The sequence below is a fragment of the Candidatus Aquicultor secundus genome (assembly GCF_002791875.1).
GTDB lineage: Bacteria > Actinomycetota > Aquicultoria > Aquicultorales > Aquicultoraceae > Aquicultor_A > Aquicultor_A secundus.
In genome coordinates this window covers 1-6074 of the sequence record NZ_PFNG01000139.1, presented here as the reverse complement: position 1 = coordinate 6074, position 6074 = coordinate 1, and the positions used below count along the sequence as shown (strand labels likewise).

The window sequence follows — 6074 nt, the reverse complement described above, 5'->3', positions numbered from 1 at the left end:
CGGTGAATCGGTGAATCGGATGTGGGTCGAGGGTGTGGGTTTTTGGAGTTGAAGTTGAAGTGGTGGGGGTCGGATGAGAATTGGGATTGGGTTTGATGTACACAGGTTTGTTGAGGGGCGTCCGTTGATCCTTGGCGGGGTTGATATCCCATTTGAGATGGGGTTGGCGGGGTTCTCCGACGCCGACGTGCTGACGCATGCGATTATTGACGCCATACTGGGCGCGGTGGCGGCCGGTGACCTCGGGCATTACTTTCCTGATACCGATCTGCAGTTCAAGGGTGTATCCAGTCTTAAACTGCTCAAAGACGCCGTTGTCATATTGCAAAACCGGGGATATAAGTTAGCGAATATCGATGCGATCGCCATCCTCGAAATGCCGAAGCTTGCCCTGCATAGGCAGCAGATGCGGGAGGCCCTTGCCGAGGCTACGGGGCTGGATGTGTCGCAGATCAGCATAAAAGCCACCACAACCGAAGGTCTTGGCTACACGGGACGAGGCGAAGGCGTGGCCGCACAGGCGGTTGTACTGGTGGAAGAGGTTTTGGAGTGAGGGATAGCTAACAAAATGAGTGATATACGGGTTAGGTTTGCGCCGAGTCCGACCGGGCACCTTCATATAGGTACCGCGCGCACGGCGCTTTTGAATTGGCTGTATGCCAGAAAAACACAGGGCTCTTTTATCGTTAGGATTGAAGATACGGATAGAAGTCGCTCGACAATTGAGTTTGAGGAATCGATTCTTGAGGACCTCGCATGGATGGGGTTGAACTGGGACGAGGGACCGGATAACGGGGGCCCGTACGGCCCTTATCGGCAAAGCGAGAGGCTTGGGCTTTATCAGCACAAGGTTGACGAGTTGCTTCACTCGGGCCAGGCGTACCGTTGTTATTGCACCCCCAAGGAGCTGGAGGAGCGAAGGAAAACACGGCTTGCCACAGGATTAATGCCCAAATACGAGGGCACCTGCCGCAACCTGACCGCCGAGCAGGAATCCGAGTGCGCCGCTCAGGGCAGAAAGCCCGCCATCCGCTTTCGCGTGCCGGACGAGAAAATAATCGTCCGCGACTTAGTACGGGGAGAGATAGAATTCTCCAGCGACGTCATCGGGGACTTTATTATCCTGCGCTCCGACGGTACCCCGTCGTTTCACCTGGCCGTTGTGGTCGATGATGGCGAGATGAAGATAACCCACGTGATCCGGGGGGAGGACCATATCACGAACACCGCCAAGCACGTTCCCCTGATTAAAGCGCTGGGCTATCCGGTACCTAAATTTGCGCATAATGCCATGATTCTGGGCCCCGATGGCGGAAAACTCAGCAAGCGCCATGGGGCTACCGCGGTTGGCGATTACCGAGCAAAAGGGTATTTGCCTGAGTCGATCAACAACTACCTGGCGCTTTTAAGCTGGGCCCCGGAGGACACCCGCGAGGTGTTTGAGCTCGATGAACTTGCGAAGATGTTCAAAATTGAGAGGATCTCTAAAAGCCCGGCGATTTTTGATATCGGCAAGCTCAACTGGCTCAACGGGCAGCATATACGCTCGGCGGATTTGCAGCGCCTCACCAACCTCTGTATTCCGTATTTAAAGGAAGCGGGCTTAATCCCGCAGGGCGGGGTTTCGAAAAGCGAGTTTGAGTATCTTCTTAAAGTCGTAGAGGCGGTACGCGGAAACTTGACCGTGCTATCGGAGATTCCTGCATATGCTACAATATTTTTGGGCGAGTACGAGATACGGCCCGATGCGCTTGAATGGCTTAGAAAACCGCATGTACCAGAGGTTTTAACGGCCCTTCTCGAACTTCTTCGCCGCCACGGAGAACTCGATTTTGACGGCGGCCGCGAGGTGGTGAATGCCTTGCGTGATAAGTTCAAGCCGCTCGGCGTTACCGGAAAAGACCTGTTTATGCCGATACGAGTGGGGCTCACCGGTGCCGTTAAAGGCCCCGAGCTGCCCTATGTCTTGAATATTCTAGACAAGGAGCAAGCGATACGCCGCATCGAAGCGGCCATCCAGGCTGCAATCCAAGCGGCTGGCTAATTTGAGGTGGTGTTGTTTAAATGTCCTTAAAAGTCTACAACACGATGAGCAGGGAAAAGGAAGAATTTATCCCCCGTTATGCGGGTAAAGTGGGCATGTATGTCTGCGGACCGACGGTGTACAACTATATTCATATAGGAAACGGTCGCACCTACCTGTCCTTCGATATCATTTATCGCTACTTGAAGTATAAGGGCTATGCTGTTACGTACGTGCGTAACCTTACCGACGTCGATGATAAGATTATAAACAAGGCCAATGAAGAAGGGGTTGCCCCGAGCGAAGTCGCCGAGCGTTACTCGGAAGCGTTTGACGAGGATACGACGAATATGAGGCTTGTCCGCCCAACGATTATTCCTAAGGCAACCGAGCATATTAAGGAAATGATCGAGATTATCGAGGGTCTGATCGAAAAGGGGCTTGCATATGTCATCGATGGGGACGTCTACTACGAGATCGCTAAGTTTCCCGAGTACGGCAAGCTCGCGCATCGCGATCTTGAGGACATGCGGGCCGGGGAGCGCGTTGAGATCGATCCGAGAAAACACCACCCGATGGACTTTGCGGTCTGGAAATCCGCCAAGCCGGGGGAGCCGTCCTGGGACAGCCCCTGGGGAAAGGGGAGGCCGGGCTGGCATATCGAGTGCTCGGCGATGTCGTTAAAGTATCTGGGTGTCACCTTTGATATCCACGGCGGGGGACGCGACTTAATCTTCCCGCATCACGAGAACGAAATCGCCCAGACCGAGGGCTATACGGGCAAAAAGTTCGTCAAGTACTGGTTGCATGGCGGTATGGTCAATATCGGTGACGAGAAGATGGCGAAATCCCTGGGAAACATCATCCTGGTCAGGGATTTATTAAAAGAATATGATCGAAACGTATTACGTCTGCTTGCGCTGGGAACGCAGTACAGGAGCCCGATTAATTTCGGCACGGACAAGCTTAAAGAGTCCGAAACCGCGTATGAGAGGTTGTTGAACGTGCGAAGGAGAATCGAGGATGCCCTGGGCGCGATGACGGTTACCAGAATGCCCGAGAAGGTTGAGCAGATCGACCGGCTCGAGGGAGCGATCGACGAAGCAAAGAAAAAATTTATTGAGTCGATGGATGATGACTTCAATACGGCGGCGGCGCTCGCTGCAGTGTTTGAGCTGGTAAAAGAGACAAACACGTTTATCGAAGCCTACGGCGAGATGAGCATGCACGCCCAAGATATCTTGAAAAAAGCCGACGCGATGCTGCTTGAACTCTCAGGTGCGGTGGGTCTTAATCTCACACTTCCGGGGGCGGAAGAGGTGGATAAGAAGCTGCCCGACACGATTTTCGATCTTGCCGGCGACGTTTTGGGATCAACCGACAACAAGGGCAAATCCGAGCTGGTCGATGAGATACTGGAGCGCAGAAACATCGCCAGAAAAGAGAAGGATTTCGCTACGGCGGACAAGATACGAAACGGGCTTACTCAGATGGGTATTGAGATCGAAGATACACCGCTTGGCTCGAGGTGGAAACTCAAGTAAGGGTCCAGAGGCCGGGGTTAAGGGTCTAGGGGTGTGGGTCTAGAGCGTGGGATTGTAGGTCGAGAAAGTGGGTCTGTAGGTGGAAACTGTTGAGGGCCGGCGGGCGGTATATGAGGTACTCAAAAGCCGCGGCCGGGTCACCAAGATATATATAGCCGCACAAACGAAGCCGTCCGACATCGTTGAAAAAATCGAAGCCCTGGCCAATAAACAGGGCATTCGCGTTGATAGGGTGGATAAGCAGAGGCTGGATGAGCTTTCCCGTTCAAGGGCTCATCAGGGCGTTATCGCGACCATCGAGTCGTACAGGTATGCTTCGTTCGCCGAGCTTGCAGAGAGTTTGGACATCACGCAGAACCCCGTTGTCGTACTGCTCGACGGGATAACCGATCCGCAAAACTTCGGCGCGCTGCTGCGCTCGGCTGAGGCATCCGGTGTGGCCGGCGTCATCGTCGCCAAGCGGAGGGTCTCGTCGGTAACCGCAGCCGTGCATAAGGCTTCGGCGGGCGCTACAGCCTATGTAAAAATCGCCCAGGTCAGTAATCTCGCTTACACTATCGATGAGCTTAAGGAAGTGGGGTTTTGGGTGGTCGGGGCAAGCGAAAAATCCCGCGAATTGTATTTCGAACTCGACCTCAACCGCCCGATTGCGATCGTTTTAGGCAGCGAGGGGGCCGGCATCTCACGCCTGATTTCGGAAAAATGCGACTATCTGGTCGCCATCCCCATGCAGGGCCACGTGTCGTCTCTTAACGTAAGCGTTGCGGGGGCGCTGATGATGTTTGAGGCGTTACGGCAGCGATTAGCGATTTAAAAGCAGCGAAGAGCGATCAGCGATTGGGTGTGGGCCGAGAAAGTGGGTGATCGCCAATCGCTGATAGCCAACGCGTTAGAGCAGAAAAAGTCTGGCAATAGTGAATGAAGGGTCGATAGAATATGACTCGACTTCTAATAGTAGACGGATATAATTTAATATACGCAACGGACAGGTACAGGAAATGGCGGGATGGCGACCTTGAGATGGCGCGCGTTAAGCTCATCGAGGATTTGGCGACGCTTCAGATGTTTGAAGATTATAAGATCATGCTGGTTTTTGATGCGGCCAAGACGGGGGCGAAGGGAAGCCACCACGCGAACATCCTTGGCATCGACGTATGGTTTACGCGATCGGGGGAAACCGCGGATCAGATGATCGAGCGTGTTGTCTTTAAGGGCGGCTATGAGGGAGATATTGTTGTCGCCACTTCGGATTATAACCAGCAAAAGGTTATTTTTAGGCCCGGAGTCTTGCGTAAGAGTGCCCGCGAACTCGTAAACGATCTCGAATCAACCGAAAAAGAGCTGAAAACAACAGCAAAAAAAGGCGGTAGATTCCGACTTGAAGAGCGCCTCGATAGTGCCTTACGCCAAGCGCTTGAGCGTATGGCCGGCTTCCCCGAATAGCCATTATTTTCTTGACGTACGCCGATGCGGCGAGTATAATCTTAAAGCGTTCTCCCACTCGGCCATTGGTGGCCAGCCGCAGCAGCAGGGGCAAAAGGGATGAGCCTACTATAACCGGAACAACTTAGTCGAAGGAGCGTTGGTAGTGCAAATCCAGGCAGATATTTCGTATTTTAATGCTCATGTTCTTCTTCAAACGCTTACTGATTCTCAATTAGTTATCGCCGCCCGAGAGGGCAATGACTCCGCTCTTGAATTTCTCCTGGATAAATACAAGAATTTTGTCAGGTTAAAAGCGCGCGCCTATTTCTTGATCGGCGCCGACTGGGACGACCTCGTTCAGGAGGGGATGATCGGTCTCTACAAGGCAATCAGGGACTACCGGGAAGGCAGGCAGGCTTCGTTTCGGGCGTTTGCCGAACTGTGCATAACGAGGCAGATTATCACCGCGATAAAGACGGCGACACGGCAGAAGCACCGACCGCTCAACTCATATGTATCGCTTAACCGACCGGTCTATTTTGAAGATGAATCCGACCGCATGCTTATGGACCTGCTTTCAGGCGCCGAGATCGCCGATCCGGTCGAACTGGTTATAAGCGGCGAAGAAATACAAAGTATGCAAACGAGTTTCGGTGAGATTTTGAGCGACCTCGAGGCCCAGGTTTTGAAGCTCTACATCGACGGCAAGTCGTATCAGGAAATAGCGGATGAGCTTAACAGGCACGTGAAATCGATAGACAACGCCCTTCAGAGGGTCAAACGCAAAGTCGAGCTGCACCTGAGAAGACGGCAAGCGATAGTTTAGCACTTTTTTCTCTAGCCCTCCATCATATATTAGTCGACCGGTAAGAAATTAGACATTCCCGTCCTCTATGTCTATTGCTTGATTGTTCCATTACTAGTTCCAGAACACCATAATTATTGTGTCATTCTGAGCAGGTCCTTCGCTATCGCTCAGGATAAACTCCGAATCCAGAGAACACTCACAGACTGCTGTTGTCTGTCATTCTGAGCGAAGCGAAGAATCTAGCGGGCACTCACGTACTTCTGTCACTTAAGTA

The 6074-nt window shown here is 52.7% G+C and carries 6 protein-coding genes; all 6 read left to right on the top strand.

Going from position 1 to position 6074, the window contains the following annotated elements:
* Nucleotides 1-73 precede the first annotated feature (73 nt).
* The 6 genes from ispF (at nucleotide 74) to sigH (ending at nucleotide 5818) form a co-directional block, all read left to right on the top strand.
* Nucleotides 74-553 (top strand): 2-C-methyl-D-erythritol 2,4-cyclodiphosphate synthase, encoded by a 480-nt coding sequence (gene ispF, locus COY37_RS05755; protein WP_286678832.1) that lies wholly within the window; start codon nucleotides 74-76, stop codon nucleotides 551-553.
* 15 nt (nucleotides 554-568) lie between these two features.
* A complete protein-coding gene (gene gltX / locus COY37_RS05750; protein WP_286678833.1) occupies nucleotides 569-2044 on the top strand; it encodes a glutamate--tRNA ligase in 1476 nt (491 codons plus the stop codon).
* 20 nt (nucleotides 2045-2064) lie between these two features.
* Complete coding sequence (gene cysS, locus COY37_RS05745) at nucleotides 2065-3567, top strand: cysteine--tRNA ligase (protein ID WP_286678834.1); 1503 nt, start codon at nucleotides 2065-2067, stop codon at nucleotides 3565-3567.
* Nucleotides 3568-3646: 79 nt separating this feature from the next.
* Nucleotides 3647-4381 carry a 23S rRNA (guanosine(2251)-2'-O)-methyltransferase RlmB gene (gene rlmB, locus COY37_RS05740; RefSeq protein ID WP_286678835.1) on the top strand — a complete coding sequence of 245 codons (735 nt, stop codon included), beginning with the start codon at nucleotides 3647-3649 and terminating at the stop codon, nucleotides 4379-4381.
* Nucleotides 4382-4503: 122 nt separating this feature from the next.
* Nucleotides 4504-5010 (top strand): NYN domain-containing protein, encoded by a 507-nt coding sequence (locus tag COY37_RS05735; RefSeq protein ID WP_286678836.1) that lies wholly within the window; start codon nucleotides 4504-4506, stop codon nucleotides 5008-5010.
* Nucleotides 5011-5161: 151 nt separating this feature from the next.
* Nucleotides 5162-5818 (top strand): RNA polymerase sporulation sigma factor SigH, encoded by a 657-nt coding sequence (sigH, locus tag COY37_RS05730; protein ID WP_353682460.1) that lies wholly within the window; start codon nucleotides 5162-5164, stop codon nucleotides 5816-5818.
* Nucleotides 5819-6074 lie beyond the last annotated feature (256 nt).

What these genes read in the sequence shown, in the direction of transcription:
- ispF (WP_286678832.1), top strand. Translation starts at nt 74, where the DNA reads ATGAGAATTGGGATTGGGTTTGATGTACACAGGTTTGTTGAGGGGCGT.
- gltX (WP_286678833.1), top strand. Translation starts at nt 569, where the DNA reads ATGAGTGATATACGGGTTAGGTTTGCGCCGAGTCCGACCGGGCACCTT.
- cysS (WP_286678834.1), top strand. Translation starts at nt 2,065, where the DNA reads ATGTCCTTAAAAGTCTACAACACGATGAGCAGGGAAAAGGAAGAATTT.
- COY37_RS05735 (WP_286678836.1), top strand. Translation starts at nt 4,504, where the DNA reads ATGACTCGACTTCTAATAGTAGACGGATATAATTTAATATACGCAACG.